This is a genomic window from Actinomadura montaniterrae, assembly GCF_008923365.1.
Classification (GTDB): Bacteria; Actinomycetota; Actinomycetes; order Streptosporangiales; family Streptosporangiaceae; genus Spirillospora; species Spirillospora montaniterrae.
In genome coordinates, this window is record NZ_WBMR01000070.1 from 19,638 (window position 1) to 42,674 (window position 23,037).

Below are 23,037 nucleotides of genomic sequence, written 5' to 3' on the forward strand. Positions count from 1 at the left end.
CTGGAGTGATGATGGTTCCCCCCACCACCGCACGCCGCTCCCTCGCCCGCGCCGCGATCGCCGCCGCCCTGACGGTGTCGGGCACGGCCGCGCTCGCCCTGCCCGCGTCGGCGTCCCCGCGCGGCCCCTGGCAGGACGCCTCCTACACCCCGCAGCACGGCCAGTGGCGCCCGTACGTGCTGTCGCCGTCGAGCCGCACCGTCCGTCCCGCCAAGATCTACAAGGCCGACCCGCGGCAGGGCGGGATCGACGGGTCGCCGGACGCGGCGCTGCGCGACGGCGGCGGCTCGGTCCGGCTCACCGGCGCCGCCGACCGCACCGGCTCCCCGCTGCTGGTCGTCGACTTCGGCAAGGAGGTCGCCGGGCACCTGAAGGTCCGGGTGAAGGGCGCGTCGGCCACGCCGCCGAAGCTGCGCGCCTGCTTCTCCGAGTCGATCAAGTACGCCGCGCTGACGCCGGACGCCAATGACGGCGAAGGCAAGATCGCGCCGGGCTGCGACACCGCGAACATCTGGAACGGCTTCCCCGGCCAGCCCTACACGCAGGACACCGACAGCCACGCCCTGCCGCTGGACGGCGTGAAGCCGCCCGCGACGATCCGCGACGGCGTGCTGCGCGGCGGGTTCCGCTACGCGACGCTGTTCCTCGACGGCCCCGGAACCGTCGACATCGACGGCGTGTCCGTCGACTTCACCGCCGCCCCGAACCAGCCCGACCTGGACGGCTACCAGGGCCACTTCCTGTCCAGCGACAACGAGCTGAACAAGATCTGGTACGCGGGCGCCTACACCGTGCAGGTGAACACGGGCGCGTCCAACACCGCGAAGAGCTGGCCGTACGCCTCCGGCGAGGGCGACCACGCGGACGCGCAGGTCCCGCACGCCGACCCGAACAAGTCCGTCATCTACGACGGCGGCAAGCGCGACCGGATCGTCTGGCAGGGCGACCTCGCCGTGCAGGCCCCCGTCACCTACCTGTCGACCAACGACCTGGAGGCGGTCGACAACTCGCTGTCGTCGCTCGCCGCCCAGCAGCTCCCCGACGGGTTCATGCCCGCCGAGAGCCAGGTCGGCCAGCACAACGCCGACGAGCTGCGGACCTACGGCGAGTACGTCACCTGGTTCGTCAACAACATGTACGAGCACTGGCTCTACACCGGCGACCGCGGCTACCTCGACAAGTGGTGGCCGCAGCTCACCAAGGCGACGGCCTGGCTGGAGTCGGTCCGCGCCCAGGACGACAAGGGCCTCATCGCGTTCGGCGCCGTCGGCTCCTGCGGCCACTACGGCTACTCCGACTGCGGCCACGAGACCTACGTCAACGCCCTCTACGCCCGCAACCTCACGCAGATGGCCGCGATGGCGAAGGCGCGCGGCGACGCGTCCGCCGCCACGACCTACGGAGACCGGTCCGCGACCGTCAAGAAGGCGATCAACGACCAGCTGTGGGACGAGACCGCGGGCGCCTACCGGCTGTCGCGGGAGATCCCCGGCGCCTACCCGCAGGACGCCAACGCCACGGCCGTCCTCGCCGGCGTCGCGGGCGGCGACCGCGCCACCCGCGCCCTCGCCTACCTGCGCAAGAACAACTGGTCGCCGTACGGGTCGCTGACCGTCTCGCAGTCCACGCCGAACGCGAGCCTGCCGCCGTTCTACGCGCCGCTGCCCAGCTCGTTCGAGTCCGACGCGCGCCTGGGCACCGGCGACGCGTCCGGCCTCGACCTGATCCGGACGTTCTGGGGCCACCAGCTCCGCCAGGACCCCGGCTCGACGTTCTGGGAGCACATGCAGCCGGACGGCACCCCGAACCTCAAGCAGTTCTCCAGCCTCGCGCACGGCTGGGCGAGCGGCCCGACCGTCACCCTCACCACCCGCGTCCTCGGCGTCCAGCCGACCGGCCCCGGCTACGCGTCGTGGGCGGTCGTCCCGTTCACCGGCGGGCTGAAGTGGGCCGAGGGCACCGTCCCGACCCCGCACGGCGCCATCGCCGCGTCGTGGCGGACGGCCGGGCGCACGTTCCGGCTGGACGTCACCGCGCCGCGCGGCACGTCCGGCCGCCTCGCCGTCCCGGTCACCTCGTCGACGTCCCGCGTCACCCTGGACGGCCGGACGGTCTGGGCGCACGGCAAGGCCACCGCGCGAGGCGTGACCGGCGATGGGAAGTACGTGTACGTGGACGGCGCGCCGTCCGGCCGCCACACCCTGACGGCCAGGTAACAGGAAGGAACAGGCATGGCAGGCAACACCGGGGCGCCGCCGCCCGAGTCTCTTTTGGGGGGACGGCCCCCCAAACCCCCCGAAACGAGGGTGAAGGTCGGCCTCGTGGCCGGCGGGCTCGGCGCGTACTGGCCGCAGTTCCCCGACCTGCTGCCGCAGCTGAAGCGGTCGGCGGAGCGGGTGTCGGAGCGGATGCGCGGGCTCGGCGCCGAGGTGGTCGACGTCGGGTTCATCTCCGACGCGCAGGAGGGCGCGGCGGCGGCGGAGAGGCTGCGCGCGGCGGGCTGCGACATCATCGTCGGGTTCCTCACCACCTACATGACCGCGACGATGCTGGTCCCCGTCGCGCAGCGGGCCGACGCCCCGGTGCTGCTGATCAACCTGCAGCCGACCGAGTCGATGGACCACGCGACCTTCGACACCGGGCAGTGGCTCGCCTACTGCGGCGCCTGCCCGCTGCCCGAGATGGCCAACGCGTTCGCGCGGTGCGGCGTCCCGTTCCGCTCGGTCTCCGGGTACCTGGAGGACGAGCGGGCCTGGGCGAAGATCGGCCGCTGGGTCAGGGCCGCCGGGGTCCGTGCCGCCCTTCGCAGGGGGCGGCACGGGCTCATGGGCCACCTGTACCCCGGCATGCTGGACGTCTCCACCGACCTGACGCTGGTCAGCGCGAACTTCGGCGGGCACGTCGAGGTGCTGGAGTTCGACGACCTGCGGGTCCGGGTGGAGAAGGTCACCGACGCCGAGACCGCCGCGAAGAAGGCGGAGGCGGAGAAGATCTTCGAGCTGGACGCCTCCGTCAACGACGACGACCTGACCTGGGCCGCCCGGGTGTCGGCCGGCCTGGACCGGCTCGTCGAGGACTTCGAGCTGGACAGCCTCGCCTACTACCACCGGGGCCTGGACGGCGAGATCCACGAGCGGCTCGGCGCCGGGATGATCCTCGGCGCGTCGCTGCTCACCGCCCGCGGGATCCCGGCGGCCGGCGAGTACGAGCTGCGCACCTCCCTCGCCATGCTGATCGCCGACCGGCTCGGCGCGGGCGGCTCGTTCACCGAGCTGCAGGCGCTCGACTTCCACCGGGGGCACGTCGAGATGGGCCACGACGGGCCCGCCCACCTGGCGATCAGCGCCCGCCGCCCGCTGCTGCGCGGCCTCGGCGTCTACCACGGCAAGCGCGGCTACGGCGTGTCCGTGGAGTTCGACGTCAAGCACGGCCCGGTCACCGCGTTCGGCGTCATCCAGCGCCGCGACGGCCGGTTCGCGTTCGTCGCGTCCGAGGGCGAGACCGTGGACGGGCCGCTGCTGCAGATCGGCAACACCACCTCCCGCGTGGACTTCGGCTGCGACCCCGGCGAGTGGGTCGACGCCTGGAGCGCCACCGGCATCTCCCACCACTGGGCCCTCGGCACCGGCCACCGGATCGCCGACCTGAAGGCCCTCGCCGACCTCCTGGAGATCGAACTGGTCACCGTGAACCCCTGACCCCGGCGGCACCCGCCGCACGACCGACCCTGACGGACTCGAACTTCTCTCTAGGCGCGATCGGGGGATCCGTCCCTAGGCGATGACGAGCGCGGGCCCGTGACCGTGCAACCCCGCCCGCACGGCCACGGGTTCTGTTCGGCATGCCCGGAAACGGACGACGCGCCTTCCCCCCACCCCACCGCGCAGCCTCCGAGAGGACGCCACGTCCATGCGCACCATCCCCCCACCCCGGTCGAGGCGAGGCCGCGGCCTCGCGCTGGCCGCGGTCTTCGCGCTGCTGCTCGGCGCGCTGTCCGCCCTGCCCGCCCTGCCCGCGCAGGCGGCGACCGTTTCCCCCATCACCAACTACGGGCCGGACGGCGAGCAGACCGTCCGGTTCGACACCGGCGGGAACGCGGTCGACGCCCACGACGGCGCGATCCAGCGGTTCGGCGACACCTACTACCTGTACGGGACGAGCTACGACTGCGGCTACCAGTGGACGGTCAACAGCACGTTCTGCGGCTTCAAGGTGTACTCCTCACCTGACCTCGTCCACTGGACCGACCGCGGCCACGTCGTGGACGCCCGCTCCTGCAAGTTCTGCTTCCGGCCGCACACCGTCTACGACAAGGCGACCCGCAAGTACGTGATGTGGGTGAACGACCAGGAGGCCGCGGACAAGTTCCGCGTCTACACCGCCGACCGGCCGACCGGTCCGTTCACCGAGCGGCCCGTCCCCGACCTGCCCGCCGGGACGCACTGCACCGCCGACCTCGACGTCTTCGTCGACGACGACGGCAAGGGCTACCTCACCTGCAGCAACGCCGGGTGGCACATCGCCGTCATCGAGCTGACCCCCGACTACCTGCGCGCCGCGGGCCCGTACGACGTGACCGGCGTGACCCGCGTCGAGGCGCCGTCGATCTTCAAGCGGAACGGCACCTACTACCTGACGATGTCGGACCCGAACTGCGGGTACTGCACCGGCACCGGCACGTCCTACCTCACCGCGCAGAGCCCGCTCGGGCCGTGGAAGGGCCGCGACGCCTGGACGGTCGAGGACGGCGCGCTCACCGTCCACGGCGGCCTGTACGGGCTGTCGCAGCAGGGCGAGGACTGGTCCGACTACACCTACTCCTTCGACGTCGCGCCGCTGCCGACCACGTCCGGGACGTCGGCGCAGGCCGGATTCTCCGTCCGGATGAACCAGGACGACCATGGCTACCTGTTCCTGCTGACCGGTTCGGGCACGGCCAACGGGAAGCTGAGCGTGCTGCGCCGAGCCGGCGCCACCACCGCCAGCCACGTCGTCCAGCTCACCAAGCCGATCGTGGCGGGGGAGTGGCACCACGTGTCGGTGACCGCGTCCGGCTCCACGCTCACGACGTCGATCGACGGGGTGCAGGTCGACACCTACACCGATGCCACCTACCCGGTCGGCAAGGTCGGGTTCCGCGAGTGGAACGGCGCGAACCTGGAGTCGGCGAGGTTCGACAACGTGCGCGTGACCTCGGCGTCGGGTCAGGAACTGCTCGCGGACGACTTCTCCGGCGACCTGTCGAAGTGGGTCGTCCCGACCGCGGGGACGAGCATCACCGCGAACTCCTGCGGCGGGCAGCCCGCCCAGGTCGCGACGCTCCGCCAGCGGCACGGCGCGCCGATCTACATGTACTTCAGCGACCTGTGGGACGGCCACACCAACGAGGCGCTCGCCAACTTCCACTGGCAGCCGCTCACGTTCGGGGCCGACGGTTCGATCGATCCGGTGCAGTGCGGCAACTCCACCGTCCGCCTCGACCCCGGGCATCCGGGACGGCAGGCGGCGATCCCCGGGCTCGACCAGGGCAGCGGCGCCGCCGGCTTCCGCACCGGCTGCGACGTCGCCGGGGACGTCCGGCGCGAGCAGTCGTTCACCGCGGGACGCGGCGGCCGCCTCGCCTCCCTCGCCGTCACCGCGTTCAAGGACGGCACCGAGCAGGGCCGCGTCGAGCGCACCCCGCCGTCCGAGCCGCTGACCGTCGAGGTCACCGACGGGACCCGGACGCTGTGGTCCGGCTCCGTCCCGGCCGCGGAGATCGGCTGGTCGGCGCGGAACGTGACCGTCCACCCGGGCATCCGGGTCCGGCGCGGCGCGCACTACACCGTCCGGATCTCCTCCACCACCACCACGGGCTGCTACGGCGTCGCCTACAACGACCACGACCCGTACCGGGGCGGCGCGTCCGCCGTCAGCCATGACGGCGGCGCGACCTTCAGCGCCGAGCCCGGCCGCGACCTGAAGTTCTTCACCACCGTCCGGGGAGCCTGAATGCGCATCACCCTGACCCGCGCCGCCCTGCCCGCGGCGTTCCTCCCGCTGCTGATCGGGACCGCCTTCACGGTCCCGGCGCGCGCCGACGCGGCGGGCCTGCGCGCCTTCGGGCTGCGCACCGACGCGCTCGACGACCCGCTCGGCATCGACGACACGGCGCCGACGCTGAGCTGGCGGCTCACCGCGCCCGGCCACGGCGCGGCGCAGGCCGCCTACCAGGTCGAGGCCGCCACCTCCCGGGACGGCCTCGGCCGCGCCGACCTGTGGGACTCCGGGAAGGTCTCGTCCGGCACCGCGAACGCCGTCTACCGGGGCACGGCGCTCACGTCCCGCCGCCAGGCGTGGTGGCGGGTCCGGGTCTGGGACGGCTCCGGGCGGGCGTCCGCCTGGAGCAGCCCGGCCCGGTTCGAGATGGGCCTGCTCGGCAAGGACGACTGGTCCGCGAAATGGATCACCGATGACCGGTGGCTGAACCGGGCGCCGAGCCCCGTCACCGTCGACCTGCCCGCCGGAACGAAGGCCCGCTACCTGCGGGTCGACGTGTCCAAGCTGGGCCTGCCGATCACCGAGGGCGGGTCGCTGCTGTCCCGGCTGCAGCTCGCCGAGATCGAGGCGCTCGACCCGTCCGGGACGAACGTGGCGAAGGGCGCGGCCGTCACCGCGTCGGAGGTCCGCGAGTACCCGGGCAAGTGGATGCCGGAGTTCCTCACCGACGGGTCGCTCACCACGCAGAAGGCGCCGTTCGGGTACACCAGCAACGCCTACGGCTCGCAGGACCCGGGCCACCACATCTGGCTGCAGCTCGACCTCGGCGCCGCCAAGGACGTCGCGTCGGTGAAGCTGTATCCGCGCACGGACGTGATGACGAGCGACGGGAAGACCCCGAACTTCCCCGTCGACTACACCGTGCAGACCTCGGACGCGGCGGACGGCCCGTTCACGGTCGTGAAGACCGTCACCGACCAGGTCCCGCCGCCCGCCTACCAGACGTCCATGCCGGCGCTGCCGCTGCTGGCGCGGCAGTTCTCGCTGAAGAACACCGTCCGGTCGGCGCGGCTCTACATCACCGCGCTCGGCATCTACGACGCGACCATCAACGGGAAGCCGGTCAGCGGCGCCGTCCTCGAACCGCCGAACACCGACTACAAGAAGCGCGTCGAGTACGCGGCCTACGACGTGACGAAGCTGCTGCGGCGCGGCGGCAACGCGATCGGCGTCCGGCTCGGCAACGGCACCTACAACGTCGCCGCGACCAACGACCGCTACACCAAGTACGTCGGCGCGCAGGGGGCGCCGAAGCTGCTCGCGCAGCTGGAGGTCACGCTCAAGGACGGCACGACCGCGCGCGTCGCGACCGACTCGTCCTGGCGCACCGACCTCGGGCCGACCACGTTCAGCCAGTGGTACGGCGGCGAGGACGAGGACGCCCGGCTCGCGCAGAAGGGCTGGGACGGTCCGTCGGCGGACCTGGCGTCGTGGAAGCCGGCCGCGGAGGCGCCCGACCCGGGCATCGCGGTGACCGCGCGGATGTCCCCGGCGATCGTCCCGGTCGGCACCCGCAAGACGGTCAAGGTCACGCATCCGGAGAAGGACACCTACGTCTTCGACCTCGGCGAGAACATCGTCGGCTGGCCCGAGCTGAACGTGCGCGGGAAGCGCGGCGAGAAGCTGACGATCAAGCCGGGCGAGCGGCTCGGCGCGGACGGCCTCGTCGAGCAGGGCACCATGATCGCGGGCGGCGCGCAGAACCCGCCGGTCATGGACACCTACACCCTCGCCGGCACCGGCACCGAGACCTGGCACCCCCGGTTCGTGTACCACGGCTTCCGCTACATCCAGGTCAGCGGCCTGGACGCCGCGCCGTCCGGCGACATGGTCTCCGCGACGATCCTGCGCGCCGGGAACGCCTCCGCCGGCGCGTTCGACAGCTCCGACCTGCTGCTGAACGGCATCCACACGATCATCGACCGGGCCGTCCAGGGCAACATGATGTCGATCCTCACCGACTGCCCCGACCGGGAGAAGCTCGGCTGGCTCGAGGAGGACCAGCTCGTCCAGGGCTCGATCACCCGCGAGTACGACGTCGCCGCCTACTACCCGGCGCTGCTGCGCAACATGGCGGAGGCGCAGACCTCCACCGGCCTCGTCCCCGACATCGCGCCCGCGTACGTGACGTTCTCCGGCGGCGTCTGGGACGACCCCAACTGGGGCAGCGCGATCATCCTGTCCGCCTGGCAGCACTACGTGACGTACGGGGACGCCAAGCCGCTGCGCGACTTCTACCCGAACATGCAGCGCTACCTGGACTACCTGACGTCCAAGGCGAAGGGGAACCTGCTCGACTACGGCCTCGGCGACTGGGCCGCCGTCGACAAGACCACCCCGACCGGTGTCGCCGCGACCTACGGCTACCAGCGCAGCGCCACCGCGCTCGCGAAGATCGCGAAGCTGCTCGGCAAGGACGACGACGCGGCGAAGTACACCAGGCTCGCCGGTGACATCGCCGACGCGTTCAACGCCAAGTACCTCGACACGACGAAGCACACCTACGGGTCGGGCAGCCAGGCCGGCGACGCGTTCGCGCTCGACCTCGGCATCGTCCCGGCCGACCAGAGGCAGGCCGTCCTCGACCACCTCGTCTCGACGATCAAGGACAACGGCTACCACCTGACGGTCGGGGAGATCGCGCTGCCGTCGGTGTTCCGGACGCTGTCGGCGGCGGGCCGCGACGACGTCATCCTCGCCGTCGCGCAGCAGGTCACGAACCCCAGCTACGGCTACCAGGTGGTACACGGCGCGACCGCCCTCACCGAGTACTGGGACGGCCCGACCGGCTACGGCTCGCAGAACCACTTCATGCTCGGCGCGATCGACGAGTGGTTCGGCGCCGGGCTCGCCGGCATCCGGCAGGCCGACGACTCCATCGCCTACGACAAGCTCGTGATCCGGCCCGCCGTCGTCGGCGACCTCACCCGCGCCTCGTCGTCCTACGACACCCCGCGCGGCACGGTGTCCAGCGCGTGGCGCCGGTCCGGGCACGACCTGCGGCTCGACGTGACGGTCCCGCCCGGCGCGCCCGCCCGCGTCGAGGTACCGCTGCTCGGCGCGTCCGGCGCGCAGGCCCCGGCGGGCGCGCGCTCGCTCGGCGTCGAGAACGGGCACGCCGTGTACGAGGTCGGGTCGGGCTCGTGGACGTTCTCCGTCCGCACGCCCGGCGCCGTCCAGCAGGACCGGACGCAGCTCGCCGTCGAACCGCCGTTCGGCGTGAACATCCCGGTGACCGGCGGCGCGGCCACCGATGCGCGGTTCCGCGTGACGAACCTGGAGCGCCGCTCCGTGACCGTCCCGGTGAAGGTCACCGCGTCGGCCGGCTTCACCGCGTCCGCCCCCGCTCGGGTGACGATCCCGGCGGGCGGCTCCACCGAGATCCCCGTCGAGGTGAAGGGCTCGGGCGCGGACGGGACGAAGGGCACGGTCACCGTCACCGCCGACGACGAGACCTCGACCGCACCGCTGCTGGTCACCGGGAACCTCGTCCGCTCCGCGACCATGGCGGCGTCCAGCACGCACAGCGGGTCGTCGCCCGCGTGGGCCAACGACGGCGGCACCGACTCCGGCGTCTGGCTGAACGGCGTCGGCGGCTGGAACGACGACACGTCCAAGTCCTTCCCCGACACCCTCACCGCCACCTGGAAGGACCCGCAGAAGATCGGCCGGGTCGAGGTCTACACGCTCGACAGCGCGAGCAGCCCCGCGGCCAAGTCCGGCCTGCGCGACTTCGACGTCCAGGCGCAGGTGAACGGCCAGTGGACGACGGTCGCGACCGTCACCGGCAACACCGCCGGGAAGGTCGAGAAGACCTTCGCGCCCGTGTCGGCGTCGGCGCTGCGGCTGCTCGTCCACGACTCCAACGACCACAACTACAGCCGCGTCATCGAACTGGAGGCGTACACCTCATGACCCGCTCCGAAGTTCGGCCTGCGGGCGGCGCCCGCCGGGCCTCGGCGCGGCTCGTCGCCGTGCCGGTGGCGGCGCTGCTCGCCGTGTCCGGTCTCGCGGTCGTCGGGGCGGCGGACGGCGCGGAGTCGTTCGGGCCGACCGTCCCGGCGCTGACCCGCGGCACCTTCGCCGACCCGCCCGCGTCCGTCCGGCCCAAGTACCGCTGGTGGCAGCCGCTCGCCTACACCGACGACAAGGAGTTGGCCGCCGAACTCGACCAGATCAAGAAGGCGGGCGGCGGCGGCGCCGAGGTCGCCCCCTTCAACGTCGAGGGGACCGGCAACAACACCCCCGAGTTCCTGAAGACCTACGGCTGGGGCACCCCGCTGTGGGCGGAGAAGACCCGGACGATGCTGGCCGCGGCGAGGGACAAGGGCCTCGGCCTGGACCTGACCATCGGCCCGCGCTGGCCCGCCACCGTCCCCACGGTCGACGACGTCAACGACCCGAGCGCCCAGCAGCAGATCGTCTTCTCCTACGAGTTCCACAAGGGCGGCACGAGCCGCTCCGGCGGGCTGCCGACGAACTTCAACGTCGCGCCGCCCGCGGGCGCGAAGAAGACGCTCGTCGCCGCGCTCGTCGCGAAGTGCTCCGACGCCGGGTGCGGCGCCTCGTCCAGCGCGCCGCGGATGCTGGAGCGTTCGAGCGTCACCGACGTGACGTCCAAGGTGGACGCGCAGGGCAACGTCGCGGTCGACTTCCCCGGCGACGACACGAGCACCTACGCGCTGATCGCCTTCTACCAGACGCCCAGCGGGCAGTCCCTGTCCGGCTACACCGCGACCGGCACCAACTACGCGCTCGACCCGTTCAGCGAGGCCGGCGCGAAGGCCACCACCGACTTCTACGACAAGAACATCCTCACCTCGGACGTGCGGAAGCTCCTCGCCCGGATCGGCGAGACAGACCTGTTCGAGGACTCCCTCGAACTCGGCACCACGCAGAAGTGGACGTCGCAGCTGGTCGACCAGTGGACGAAGCTGCGCGGCTACTCGCCCATCGACGTGCTGCCCGCCCTCGCCGGCGCGGGCGACCAGGGCATCACCGACAAACCGTTCTTCGACTTCGGCGACGGCGTCGGCGCCCGCGTCCGCACCGACTACCGGCAGACGCTCAGCGACCTGTACATCCGCAACCGCCTCGACGTGCTGCGCGAATGGGCGCACAAGCACCACATCAAGACCCGCATCCAGCCGTACGGCATCCCGGTGGACGTGTCCGAGGCCGCGTCGCACATCGACGTGCCCGAGGGCGAGTCGCTGGCGTTCGGGCAGTCGGTCGGCGCCTACAGCAACGTGCAGGACTACCGCGTGGTCGCCACGGGCGCGCACCTGTCGGGGCAGCCGGTGGTGTCGGACGAGTGCTGCGCGTTCTCCGGCACGGTGTGGGGCTCGACGGCGGGCGCCGGGTCGGACGCCTCCAACCTCCAGGCCGTCTACCGGGGCTTCGCCGGCGGCGTGAACCAGGTCGTCTGGCACGGCTTTCCGTACCTCAGCAGGGGACCGGCGGGCGCCGGGCCGCAGTCGGTGTGGCCCGGCATGACCTACGGCGGCAACACCTCCTACTCGGAGGCGTGGGGTGACAAGGGCGGCCCGAACTGGGCCGACTACCGGGCGGTCAACGACAACCTCGCCCGGATGCAGCTCGTGCTGCGGCAGGGCAAGCCCCGCTTCGACCTCGCCGTGTACTGGCAGGACTTCGGCATGAACGGGACCGGCACCACCGGGTCCGGCTCGAACAAGCTGATCCAGGACTCCTCGGAGCTGGCGTCCGCCGGATACACCTACGAGTACCTCAGCCCGGCGCAGCTCCAGCGCAAGGACGCCTCCTACTCCCACGGCGCCCTGTTCCGCGACGGCTCCGCCTACCACGCGGTGCTGCTGAAGGACCAGAAGACGATGCCGCTGGCCGCCGCCGAGAAGCTGCTGAGCCTGGCGCGGCAGGGCCTCCCCGTCGTGATCGTCGGGGACGCGCCGAGCACGGTTCCCGGTGACGGCGACGCGGGCCGCCAGGACGCGCGGCTCACCTCGGTGGTCTCGCAGCTGCTCAAGCAGCGGACCGTGGTCCGGGCGGCGAGCGAGGCGGACGCGCCGGACGCGCTGCGCCGCCTGCGCGTCACCCCGGCCGCGACGCCGCACGACGGCACCGGCGCGATCCTCGACGTGCGCCGCCAGGCCGGTTCGACCGACTACTACTACCTGTACAACCAGACGAACACCACGACCGCGCAGACGGTCACCCTGACCGGCGACGGCGTCCCCTACAAGCTCGACACCTGGACCGGCAAGATCACCCCGATCACGGACTACACGTCGGGGCACGGCACGGTCACCGTTCCCGTCCGGCTCGCCGCGAACGACGCCACGGTCATCGCGGTCACGCCGCGGCACGACGCCACCTTCCCCGGCCAGGGCAAGCCCGGCAGGCCGGGCGGGCAGGGCACGGCGGCCGTCCCGCAGCCGGTGAAGCTGAACGAGTGGTCGCTGTCGGTGGACTCCTGGGGCCCCGGACCGTCCGGCAAGCCGGGCGACACCGCGCACAAGACCCTCGGCCCCGTCACGGTGAAGGCCGGGGAGAACGGCGCGCTGCCCGCCTGGTCCGCGATCACCACGGCCAACGGCTACCCGGTCGATCTCAAGGACGTGTCGGGCGTCGGCACCTACACCGCGCACGTTACCCTCGACGGCGGCTGGAAGGGGATCGACGCCGCCGAACTCGACCTCGGCACGCCCGTCGACACCGTCCGCGTGAACGTCAACGGGCACGACCTGCCCGCGCTCGACCAGGCGGACCTCCGGCACGTCCAGGTCGGCCCGTACCTGCGGCCCGGCGACAACACGATCACCGTGCGGGTCGCCTCGACGCTGCTCAACGCCGTCCGGGTCGCGCCCGGCACCGGCGCGTCCTCGCGGGCCCCGATGGACTACGGGCTGTTCGGCCCGCTCACCCTCACCGCGACCGGCGGGGACCGGCCGGTGCTGACCGCCGAGGCCCTCGAACCCGAGCTGCCGCTGGCGGACGGCGGCTACAACCGCGCGACCGTGCTGGTCACCAACGCCTCCGCCCGCGCGGCGAACGTGACCGTCGCCGCGTCGGCCGCCGACGGGATCACAGCGACGCCGCAGCAGGGCAAGGTGACGGTCCCCGCAGGCGGCTCGGTGACGGTGCCCGTCGACGTGCGCGACAAGGGCGTCTCGTCCGGAACGAGCACGCTGAAGGTGACCGCGCGCAGCGACGCCGGACCGTCCGCCGAGACCGCCGTGACGCTCCGGCACTCCGGCGACCTCGCGCTCAACCCGGGAGGCGCCCCGTTCCCGCGGGTCGTCGCGGACGCGGGCCAGGACCGCTACCCGGCGAAGCTCGCCGTGGACGGCTCGGCGAGCACGTTCTGGGTCTCGTGGGGCCGCGCCGCCGGCCAGGGGCCGACCGCGCAGGACCCGGTGCGGTTCGGGATCGACTTCGGCGCGCCCGTCGCGTTCGGCTCCGTCGTCGTGGGCGGCCGCTCCAACTACGGGGCGCGCGACTACGCCGTCCAGGTCTCCGAGGACGGCCGGACGTGGCGCACCGTCGCCACCGCCACCGACACGCCCAAGGAGGGCGGGACGACGACGTTCGACAAGGTCAGCGCCCGGTACGTGCGCATCGAGGTCAGCCGGAGCTGGGACTCCGTCAACGCCAACGTGCAGATGAGCGGCTTCTCCGTCCGGCCGTAGCGCCGCATCCCCCCACTGGAGGTTCTCCCTCATGATCCGTTCCAAGGTTCTGCTCCTCGCCGCCGCCGGGGTGTCCGCCGCCGTCGTGGCGCTGCCCGGCACAGCGCAGGCCGGCACAGCGCAGGCCGCGCTGAAGGCCGGGCACGCCCCGCAGTCCCCGGCCGGCCTCACCGTCGGCGACCAGGCCCGGCCGCTCAGCGTGGAGGGCGCGCCGCAGTTCGGGTGGCGGCCCCGCGACGCCGACCCCGGCGAGGTCCAGTCCGCCTACCAGATCGCCGTGCGCGACGCGTCCGGCAAGACCGTGTGGGACAGCGGCCGGGTGGCGTCGGCGAGCCAGGAGTACGTCCCGTACGGCGGGCCGGCGCTGGCGGCCGAGACGACCTACACCTGGAAGGTCCGCACCTGGGACCGCACCGGGAAGGCGTCGCCGTGGTCGCGGCCCGCGTCGTTCGACACCGGGCTGAGCGACGATCAGTGGGGCGCGTCCTGGATCCGCCGCACCACCGCCGAGTCCGACGACTACACCCTGGCCCGCAAGGACTTCACCGTCGGGACGTCGCCGGTCGTGCGGGCCCGCGTCCACATCTCCGCCGACCAGCAGTACGACCTGCGGCTCAACGGCGCGAGCGTCGACCGGGGACCGGCGTTCGAGTACGCCGACGACCTGTTCTACAAGACCGTCGACGTCACCTCGCAGCTCAAGGCGGGCGCCGACGCGACGCTCGGCGCGGTCTACCACTGGTACGGGTCCGGGCAGGGGCGGCCGAAGGGCGAGCCGGGGCTGCTGGTCCGGCTCGTCATCGACCACGCCGACGGCACCCGGCAGGTCGTCGTCAGCGACGGCACCTGGAAGGTGGCGCGCGGCCCCTGGAAGACGGCGCCGCGCCGCAACGGCGACGGGGGCGACTGGGTCGAGGACGTCGACGGCACCGCCGAGCCGCTCGGCTGGGACCGGCCCGGCTTCGACGCCTCGTCCTGGGCGGCGCCGCAGGTCGTCGGCGCGCACCCGACCTCGACGTTCAAGCACGTCCACGGGCAGGAGACGTCCCTGGCGTACGAGACCGTCCGCCCGGTGAAGGTGACGAGGCTGGCGTCGGGTGCGCTCGTCGCCGACTTCGGCAAGGTGATCCCGGCGGTGCCGGTCGTCCGGTTCCGCGACGGGACGGCCGGGCGGCACGTCGACATGCACGCCGGATATCTGCTCGCCGACGACGGCACGGTGTCGCGCTCCAAGGACGACAACCAGGACACCGACCTCACCTACGGCTACACCCAGCGCGACGGCGACCAGACGTTCCGCGCCTTCACCTACGAGGGCTTCCGCTACTTCGAGATCGGCCCCGACTCGGGGGTGGACCCCGGCGACATCTCCGCCGTCGTGCAGCACAACTCCGTCGACCGCACCGCGACCGTCCGGACGTCCGACAAGGGGGTGAACGCGGCCTACGACATGATGGCCCGGTCGGCGCTGTACGGGTCGCAGTCGCAGTTCCTCGACACCCCGACCCGGGAGAAGGGCCAGTTCCTCGGCGACGCCGTCGACACCTCGACCGCCGCGATGGGCGCGTTCGGGGAGCGGCGCCTCACCCGGCAGGCGATCCGCGAGTTCATCGCCTCGCAGGCCCGGTACTGGCCGGACGGGCGGCTCAACTCCGTCTACCCGAACGGCGACGGCAAGCGCGACATCCCCGACTACACCGAGATGTTCCCGGGCTGGGTGTGGGACTACTACGAGCAGTCCGGCGACGCGACCACGCTCGCGCAGGCGTACCCCGTGATGAACGCGGTCGCCGGTTACGTACGCCGCTACATCGACTCAGGGACGGGCCTGGTCACCAACCTCGAAGGCGGCTCCGGCCAGTACAAGTACGGCATCGTCGACTGGCCCGCGACGATGCGCTACGGCCACGACATGGACACCGCCGCCCGCACGGTCATCAACGTGCTCGGCGTCGACGTCCTGAACGCCACCGCCCGCGCCGCCGACGCGCTCGGCAAGTCCGACGAGGCCGCCGCCCTGCGCAAGGAGGCCGGCACCCTCACCGGCACCATCAACGCCAAGCTCCGCCGCGCCGACGGCATCTACATCGACGGCCTGAAGAGCGACGGCACGCAGAGCACGCACGCCTCGCAGATCGCCAACGCCTACGCGGTCGCGTACGGGGTCGCGCCCGCCGAGTCCCGCGAGGCGATCGGCTCCTACATCGCCGGGCTCGGCATGCAGATGGGACCGATGACCGCGCACCGGCTGCTCCAGGCGCTCGACGCCACCGGACGCACCGGCGACGTCGTCACCCGCCTGACCGACACCAAGGGACCCGGCTGGGGCAACATCCTCGCGCGCGGCGGCACGTTCACCTGGGAGTCGTGGGACGCGCCGGAGACCGGGCAGAGCTTCTCGCACCCGTGGGGCTCGACGTCCCTGGTCGACGTGCAGCGGTCCCTCCTCGGCGTCACCGTGACCGCCCCGGCGTCCGCGTCGGTCCGGATCCAGCCGCCGCTGTCCGGCCTGAGCGGCGCGACGGGCACGGTCCCGCTCCAGCGCGGTGACGTCGGCGTCCAGTGGAAGCGGCAGGGGAACGGCGTCTCGCTCTCGGTGAACGTCCCGGTCAACGTCACGGCCGAGATCCGCGTCCCCGCGCGGTCGGCGAGCGACGTCCGCGTGTCCGGGCCGGGCGGCGCCCGCTTCACCGGCATGCAGGGCGGCTACGCGGTCTTCCAGGCCGGGTCCGGCCGCCTCACCTTCCACTCCACGCACGCCTGAAGGGCCTTTCGATGACGAATGAGCTGAGCAGGAGACGATTCGTGCAGGCGGGCGGCGTCACGGCCGCCGCCGTGACCGCCACCGGCGTGCTGCCGTCCGCGGCGAGCGCCGCGCCCGCGGCGCCCGCCCGCGCCAGGACGCTGACGCCCACCGGCCTCCAGGCCGCGCACCTGCGGTCCCCGCTGGGGATCGACGCGGCGAACCCGACGCTGAGCTGGCGGTTCGCCGCCGGGCCGCGCAACGCGGCGCAGACCGCGTACCAGGTCCGCGCGGCGAGCGACGACGCCCGCCTGCACCGCCCCGACCTGTGGGACTCCGGCAAGGTCGCCGGGAGCGCGGTCTCGGCCGCCTACGCCGGACGCGGCCTCGGCTCGCGGCAGCGCGTGTCGTGGCAGGTGAGGGTGTGGGACGAGCGGGGCCGCGCGTCCGCGTGGAGCGAGCCCGCGCACTTCGAGACCGGCCTGCTCGCGGCGTCCGACTGGATGGCGCAGTGGATCGGGAACCCGGCCTGGTCGGACCCGCAGCCGACTCCGGCGACGGTCGCGTTCCCCGCCCGCACCGCCCGGTACGTGCGGCTGAACGTGACCCGGCTCGGCCTCCCGATCAAGGAGGGCTGGCCGTACAAGGTGTCGCGGCTGCAGCTCGCCGAGGTCCAGGTGCAGGACGGCGCGTCGGGCGCCGACGTGGCGCTGCACGCGCCGGTGACGGCGTCGGAGAGCTACACCGTCGCGGGCCAGTGGGAGCCGAAGGCGATCACCGACGGCTCGCTGACCAGCGACGCCGCGCCGTTCGGCTACACGAGCATGCAGTACCAGGACCAGGACCTCGCCTCTCCGATCTGGGTGCAGATCGACCTCGGCGAGGAGCGGCGGTTCGACCGGGTCCTGCTCTACCCGCGCACCGACGTGATGACCGACGACGGGAGGACGGCCAACTTCCCCGAGGACTTCACCGTCCAGACCTCCTCTGACGGCAAGACGTTCGACACGGCCGCCACGGTCAAGGGGCAGCAGGCCCCGCCGCCGCTGCACGCCCAGCCCGAAGCGCTCCCGCTGTTCAAGAAGGAGTTCGACCTCGGCAAGCGCGTCCGGTCGGCACGGCTGTACGCGACGGCGCTCGGCGTCCTCGACGTCACCGTGAACGGGCGGCCGGTGAGCGACGCCGTCCTCGAACCGCCCTACACCGCGTACAAGCAGCGCATCGTCTACTCGACCTACGACGTGACGCGGCTGCTGCGCAAGGGCGGCAACACCGTCCAGGCCGAGGTCGGCAACGGCATGGCGAACGTCCCGGCCACGCCGGGCCGCTACCAGAAGCTCACCCGCTCGGACGGCCGGCCCGCGTTCCTCGGCCAGCTCGAGATCACCTACACCGACGGGTCGCGCGAGGTCGTCGCGTCGGACACGTCGTGGAAGACCGCGCTCGGCGCCACCACGTTCAGCAGCTGGTACGGCGGCGAGGACTTCGACGCCCGCCGCGCCCCGTCCGGCTGGACGGCCGCCGTCCGCCGCGACGCGCCGACCGCGAAGCTCACCGCCCGGATGGCCCCGCCGATCGAGCGCGCCGGGACCTTCCGCACGCAGAAGATCACGCAGCCGAAGGACGGCGTGTACGTCGTCGACCTCGGCACGAACTTCGCCGGCTGGGCGCAGCTGCGGGTCAGCGGCCCGGCGGGGACGAAGGTGACGATGCGTCCCGGCGAGCTGCTCAACGCCGACGGAACCGTCAGCCAGAACACGACCGGCTCGCCGATCTGGGACACCTACACCCTGTCCGGGAACGGCACCGAGACCTGGCATCCCCGGTTCTGCTACCACGGCTTCCGGTACGTGCAGCTCGAAGGGCTGCCGTCCGCGCCGGACGACGGCACCGTCACCGGCATCGCGCTGCGCGCCGCCAACGACACGGCGGGCTCGTTCACCAGCTCGCACGGCCTGCTCAACGACATCCACCGGATCATCGACCGGGCCGTGCAGAGCAACATGTACTCGGTCCTCACCGACTGCCCGCACCGCGAGAAGCTCGGCTGGCTGGAGCAGGCGAACCTGGTCTTCCCGGCCGTCGCCCGCAACTACGACGTGACCGCCTACTACGGCGAGATCGTCCGCGACATCGCCGAGGCGCAGACGCCCGACGGGCTCGTCCCGGACATCGCGCCCGAGTACACGGTGTTCTCCGGCGGGTTCCGCGACGACCCGAACTGGGGCAACGTCATCGTGTTCGCGCCCTGGCAGATGTACCGGGCGTACGGGGACGAGGCCACGCTCCGCACCTACTACCCGAACATGGTGCGGTACGTGGACTACCTGTCGTCCAAGGCGAAGGGGAACCTGCTCGACTACGGCCTCGGCGACTGGATCACCTTCGACAACAGCACCCCGCTCGGCGTCACCGCCACCTTCGGCTACCACCGGGCGGTCACGGCGCTGGCGTCCATCGCGAAGGTCATCGGCAAGGACGACGACGCCGCCAAGTACACCAAGCTCGCCGGGGACATCGGCGACGCGTTCAACGGCAAGTACGCGACCGGCGACACCTACGGATCCGGCAGCCAGGCGTGCGACGCGCTCGCCCTCGACATGGGGATCGTGCCCGCCGCGTCCAAGGACAGGGTGCTCGCCCACCTCGTCCAGAGCATCACCGCGAAGGGCTACCACCTCACCGTCGGGGAGATCGCGCTGCCGTCGGTGTTCCGGGTGCTGTCGGCCGCCGGGCGCGACGACGTCATCCACGCCGTCGCGACCCAGACCGGCAACCCCAGCTACGGCTACCAGGTGGTACACGGCGCGACGTCGCTGACGGAGAACTGGGACGGCCCCACGTCCGGGAACTCGCAGAACCACTTCATGCTCGGCGCGATCGACGAGTGGTTCCACGCCGGGCTCGCCGGGCTGTCGCAGACCGACGGGTCGGTCGGGTACGCGTCCCTGCTCGTCCGCCCGGCCGTGGTCGGCGACATCACCCGCGCCGCCGCGACCTACGAGACGCCGCGCGGCCGGGCCGCCGTGTCGTGGCGCCGCACCGGCAAGACGCTGCGCCTCGACGCCACCGTCCCGCCCAACACGACGGCGCGCGTCGAGTTCCCGCTGTTCGGCGGCAAGACCCCGCCCGAGGCGCCCAAGGACGCGAAGTGGGTCGGCATCGAGAACGACCGGGCCGTCTTCCAGATCGGCTCCGGTGATTGGACCTTTGAAGGAGCCGCCAAGTGAGCAACGACGGGCTGAGCAGGCGCCGGTTCCTCGGCGCGTCCGCGATCGGTGCGACCGGCGCGATCGTGCTCGGGCACGCCGGGACGGCGGCCGCCGCCGCACCCGCCGGAAAGGGCGTCGCGGCGCGCACGCCGTCCGGGCTGCTGACGTCGCTGCTCCCGGACGGCCTCGGCGTCACGGCGGCGAAGCCGCGGCTGAGCTGGCAGGTCGCCGACCTCGGCCCCGGGACGAAGCAGACGCACTACCAGGTGCAGTTCGCCACGACCCCGTCGCGGCTGGCCAGGGGGCCGCGGCACTGGGACAGCGGGCGCGTCGCGTCGGCCGCGTCGGTCGCCGTCCCGTACGGCGGGCCGGCGCTGGCGGCCGGGACGGCGTACTGGTGGCGGGTCCGGACATTCGACGGGCCGAAGGCGTCCCGCTGGTCGGAGCCGTCGCTGGTCGCGACCGGCCTGGACGGCTGGAAGGCCCAGCCGATCTGGGTCCCGGCCGCCACGGCGCCCGGCGACGGTGTCCTCAAGGCGCGGGTGCAGATCACCTCCGTGGCGGCGGGCCTGTGGTTCCGCGCGTCCTCGGCGAGCGCGAACAACCTGTGGCAGTTGCGCGCCGGGTCGCCGGGCGTGCTGAAGAAGCACGTGTGCGTGAACGGGACGTACCGGGTGCTGGAGGAGAAGGCACTCGGCATCCCGATCGAGACGGGCCGCTGGTACGAGGTCGCCGTCGAGATGAAGGGCTCGACGTTCACGACCTCGATCGACGGCACGGCCGTCGACACCACGACCGACGGCACGTACGCCACCGGCACCGTCGGGATGCGCAACGGGTCGACCGAGGCGAACCAGTGGGACTCGGTCACCTTCACCTCGCCCGACGGCAAGGCCCTCATCAGCGAGGACTTCACCGGCGGCCCCGGCACGTTCACCGCCGGGACCGTCGCCGACGGCGTCCTGACGCTCGGCAAGGGGCAGTCGACGCTGTCGTCGGCGGGCGCGGCGGACGACGACTGGGCGCTGCTGCGCACCGAGTTCACCCCGGCGCGCAAGCCGATCGCCGCCGCCGTCCTGCACGTCGCCGCGCAGTCGCCCACGCCGGTCCGGCAGTACCCGGCGAAGATCTGGGTGAACGGCGAGGTCGCCGGGTTCGCGTCCCAGCGGGCCGGGGCGGGCGCGCCGCGCTACCACTCGTTCGACGTCACCGGCCTGCTGGAACCGGGCCGCCGCAACGCGCTGGCCGCCCTCGCGTTCACGACGGAGGACAAGCGGTTCGTCGCGCAGCTCGCCGTCACCTACGCCGACGGGACCACCGCGACCTTCGCCAGCGGCAAGGCGTGGAAGGCGCGCCGCCAGGCCGGGATGCTGCGCGACGCCGGCACGATCGGCACGTCCTACTACGTCGGGCCGCAGGAGTACTGGGACCTGCGCAACGAGCCGGCCGGCTGGACGAGTCCCGGCTTCGACGACTCCGGCTGGGACGCCGCGCAGGTCAAGCCCGCGATCGACGGGCTGGTGCCCGCGCTCGTCGAGCCGGTCCGGCTGCACGACGTCCGGCCCGCGTCGGTGCGGAAGGTGTCGTCCGGCACCTGGCTCGTGGACCTCGGCAAGGAGATCGCGGGCGGGCTGCGGCTGTCGGTGCGCGGCAAGGCCGGGCAGACGATCGAGGTCCGGCTCGGCGAAGAGCTGAACACCGACGGGACCGTGAAGTACGCGCTGCGTGCCGGCGTCACCTACAAGGAGGTCTGGACGCTGCGCGACGGCCTCCAGTCCGCCGAGCACTGGGGCTACCGCGGCTTCCGCTACGCGCAGCTGATCTGCGACGACGACCTCGACCTGTCGGACGCCGTCACCGGCCGGGCCTGGCGGCTCGACTGGCGCGGCTCCGACGCCTCGTTCTCCAGCTCCAACCACGACCTCGACCGCGTGTACGAGATGTGCCGGTACTCGATCGAGGCGACGCGCGGCGACCTCTACATCGACACCCCGACCCGGGAGCGCGGCCCCTACGAGGGCGACGCGCTGATCAACCAGGCGTCGGAGTACGCGGTGCAGCGGTCGTTCGCGCTGGCCCGCGCGTCCGACGCCTACCTGGCCCGCAACCACACCTGGCCCACCGAGTACCGGCTGATGAACGTGATGTCGGCGTGGCAGGACTACCTGCACACCGGCGACCCCGAGCAGCTCGCCGCCGACTACGACATCCTCGCGACCAAGCACCTGACGTCCTACCTCGGCGACGACGGCCTGGTCCACAAGAAGCCGGGCGCGTCCAGCCAGGACCTCGGCGACCTGGTCGACTGGCCGGTGTCCAACCGGGACGGCTACGTGTTCACCGAGGTCAACACCGTGGTGAACGCCTGCCAGTACGCCGCGTTCGCCGCGATGGCCGGCATCGCGGCCGTCCTCGGCAAGACCGCCGACGCCAAGACCTGGCGGGCGAAGGCCGACGCGCTCGCGAACGCGATGCGCACGACGCTGCTGGACGCGTCCAACGGCCGGTTCGTGGACGGCGCCGGCACGACCCACAGCGCGCAGCACGCCACCGCGTTCCCGGTCGCGCTCGGCGTCGCCGGGCCCGGCACCGTCCCGGACCCGGTCGTGAAGGCGCTCGGCGAGACGCTCGCCGCCGGCGGCATGAAGGTCAGCGTCTACGGCGCCCAGTTCCTGCTGGACGCGCTGTTCGCGACGGGCCGGGCGGCGGACGCGATCGGGCTGATGACCGCCACCGGGACGAACTCCTGGCTGCACCTCATGGACGACCTCGGCGCGACCATCGTCGGCGAGGCGTGGGACCCGTCGCTCAAGAGCAACATGACGTTCTCGCACGCCTGGGGCTCGGCGCCCGCGAACGTGATCCCCCGCCGCGTGCTCGGCGTGGAGATCACCGCGCCGGGCGCCGCGGAGATCGAGGTGCGGCCCCGGCCCGGCGCCCTCACCCGCGTCTCCGGCACCGTGCCGACGATCCGCGGCCCCGTCGCCGTCGCGCTCGACCGCGCGAAGGGCTACCGCCTCGACGTCGACGTGCCGCCGAACACCGCCGCCCGGATCGTCGTGGAGCTCGGCGGCACCGACCCCCGGGACGTCCGCGTCACCGGGTCCAACGCCCGCGCCCCCCGCGCCACGAGCCGGGACGCGACCGGACCGCTGCTCGCCATCGGCCCGGTCGGCTCCGGCCGCACCACCGTGATCGCGCGCACCTGACCCGCGCGATCGGACCAGGAGGAAGACGAACGTGAACGACGACCGTAGCGAGCAGGGACCGCGCGGGCTGACCCGCCGGCGCGTGCTGCAGATCGGCACCGCCGCCGCCGTCGTGGCGGCCGCGGCCCCGGTGCTCGGGGGAGAGGCGGTCGCCGCCGCCCCGGCCG

8 protein-coding genes are annotated in these 23,037 nt (G+C 72.6%); all 8 read left to right on the forward strand.

The features are described from left to right. Positions 1–8 precede the first annotated feature (8 nt). On the forward strand, positions 9–2,216 hold the full coding sequence (locus F9B16_RS23305) for an alpha-L-rhamnosidase C-terminal domain-containing protein (RefSeq protein WP_151542239.1): 2,208 nt from the start codon (positions 9–11) through the stop codon (positions 2,214–2,216). 105 nt (positions 2,217–2,321) lie between these two features. Continuing rightward, the gene (locus F9B16_RS23310; protein WP_225991880.1) at positions 2,322–3,698 is read left to right on the forward strand and encodes an L-fucose/L-arabinose isomerase family protein; all 1,377 of its coding nucleotides are present in this window, start codon (positions 2,322–2,324) and stop codon (positions 3,696–3,698) included. A gap of 211 nt (positions 3,699–3,909) precedes the next feature. Then, the gene (locus F9B16_RS23315) at positions 3,910–5,991 is read left to right on the forward strand and encodes a family 43 glycosylhydrolase (protein ID WP_151542241.1); all 2,082 of its coding nucleotides are present in this window, start codon (positions 3,910–3,912) and stop codon (positions 5,989–5,991) included. Beyond that, positions 5,992–9,954: a family 78 glycoside hydrolase catalytic domain gene (locus tag F9B16_RS23320; RefSeq protein ID WP_151542242.1), complete on the forward strand. Its 3,963-nt coding sequence runs from the start codon at positions 5,992–5,994 to the stop codon at positions 9,952–9,954. After that, a complete protein-coding gene (locus tag F9B16_RS23325; RefSeq protein ID WP_151542243.1) occupies positions 9,951–13,706 on the forward strand; it encodes a glycosyl hydrolase in 3,756 nt (1,251 codons plus the stop codon). The genes F9B16_RS23320 and F9B16_RS23325 overlap by 4 nt, the downstream gene beginning before the upstream one ends. 31 nt (positions 13,707–13,737) lie before the next feature. Then, positions 13,738–16,470 (forward strand): family 78 glycoside hydrolase catalytic domain, encoded by a 2,733-nt coding sequence (locus F9B16_RS23330; protein ID WP_151542244.1) that lies wholly within the window; start codon positions 13,738–13,740, stop codon positions 16,468–16,470. 11 nt (positions 16,471–16,481) lie between these two features. Continuing rightward, entirely contained in the window at positions 16,482–19,679 is a 3,198-nt protein-coding gene (locus tag F9B16_RS23335) for a family 78 glycoside hydrolase catalytic domain (protein WP_151542245.1), read from the forward strand. Then, a complete protein-coding gene (locus F9B16_RS23340) occupies positions 19,676–22,870 on the forward strand; it encodes a family 78 glycoside hydrolase catalytic domain (protein WP_151542246.1) in 3,195 nt (1,064 codons plus the stop codon). The genes F9B16_RS23335 and F9B16_RS23340 overlap by 4 nt, the downstream gene beginning before the upstream one ends. The last annotated feature ends 167 nt before the right edge of the window (positions 22,871–23,037 follow it).

Coding starts and splice junctions, on each gene's coding strand:
- F9B16_RS23305 (WP_151542239.1), top strand. CDS start 9: ATGATGGTTCCCCCCACCACCGCACGCCGCTCCCTCGCCCGCGCCGCG.
- F9B16_RS23315 (WP_151542241.1), top strand. CDS start 3,910: ATGCGCACCATCCCCCCACCCCGGTCGAGGCGAGGCCGCGGCCTCGCG.
- F9B16_RS23320 (WP_151542242.1), top strand. CDS start 5,992: ATGCGCATCACCCTGACCCGCGCCGCCCTGCCCGCGGCGTTCCTCCCG.
- F9B16_RS23325 (WP_151542243.1), top strand. CDS start 9,951: ATGACCCGCTCCGAAGTTCGGCCTGCGGGCGGCGCCCGCCGGGCCTCG.
- F9B16_RS23330 (WP_151542244.1), top strand. CDS start 13,738: ATGATCCGTTCCAAGGTTCTGCTCCTCGCCGCCGCCGGGGTGTCCGCC.
- F9B16_RS23335 (WP_151542245.1), top strand. CDS start 16,482: ATGACGAATGAGCTGAGCAGGAGACGATTCGTGCAGGCGGGCGGCGTC.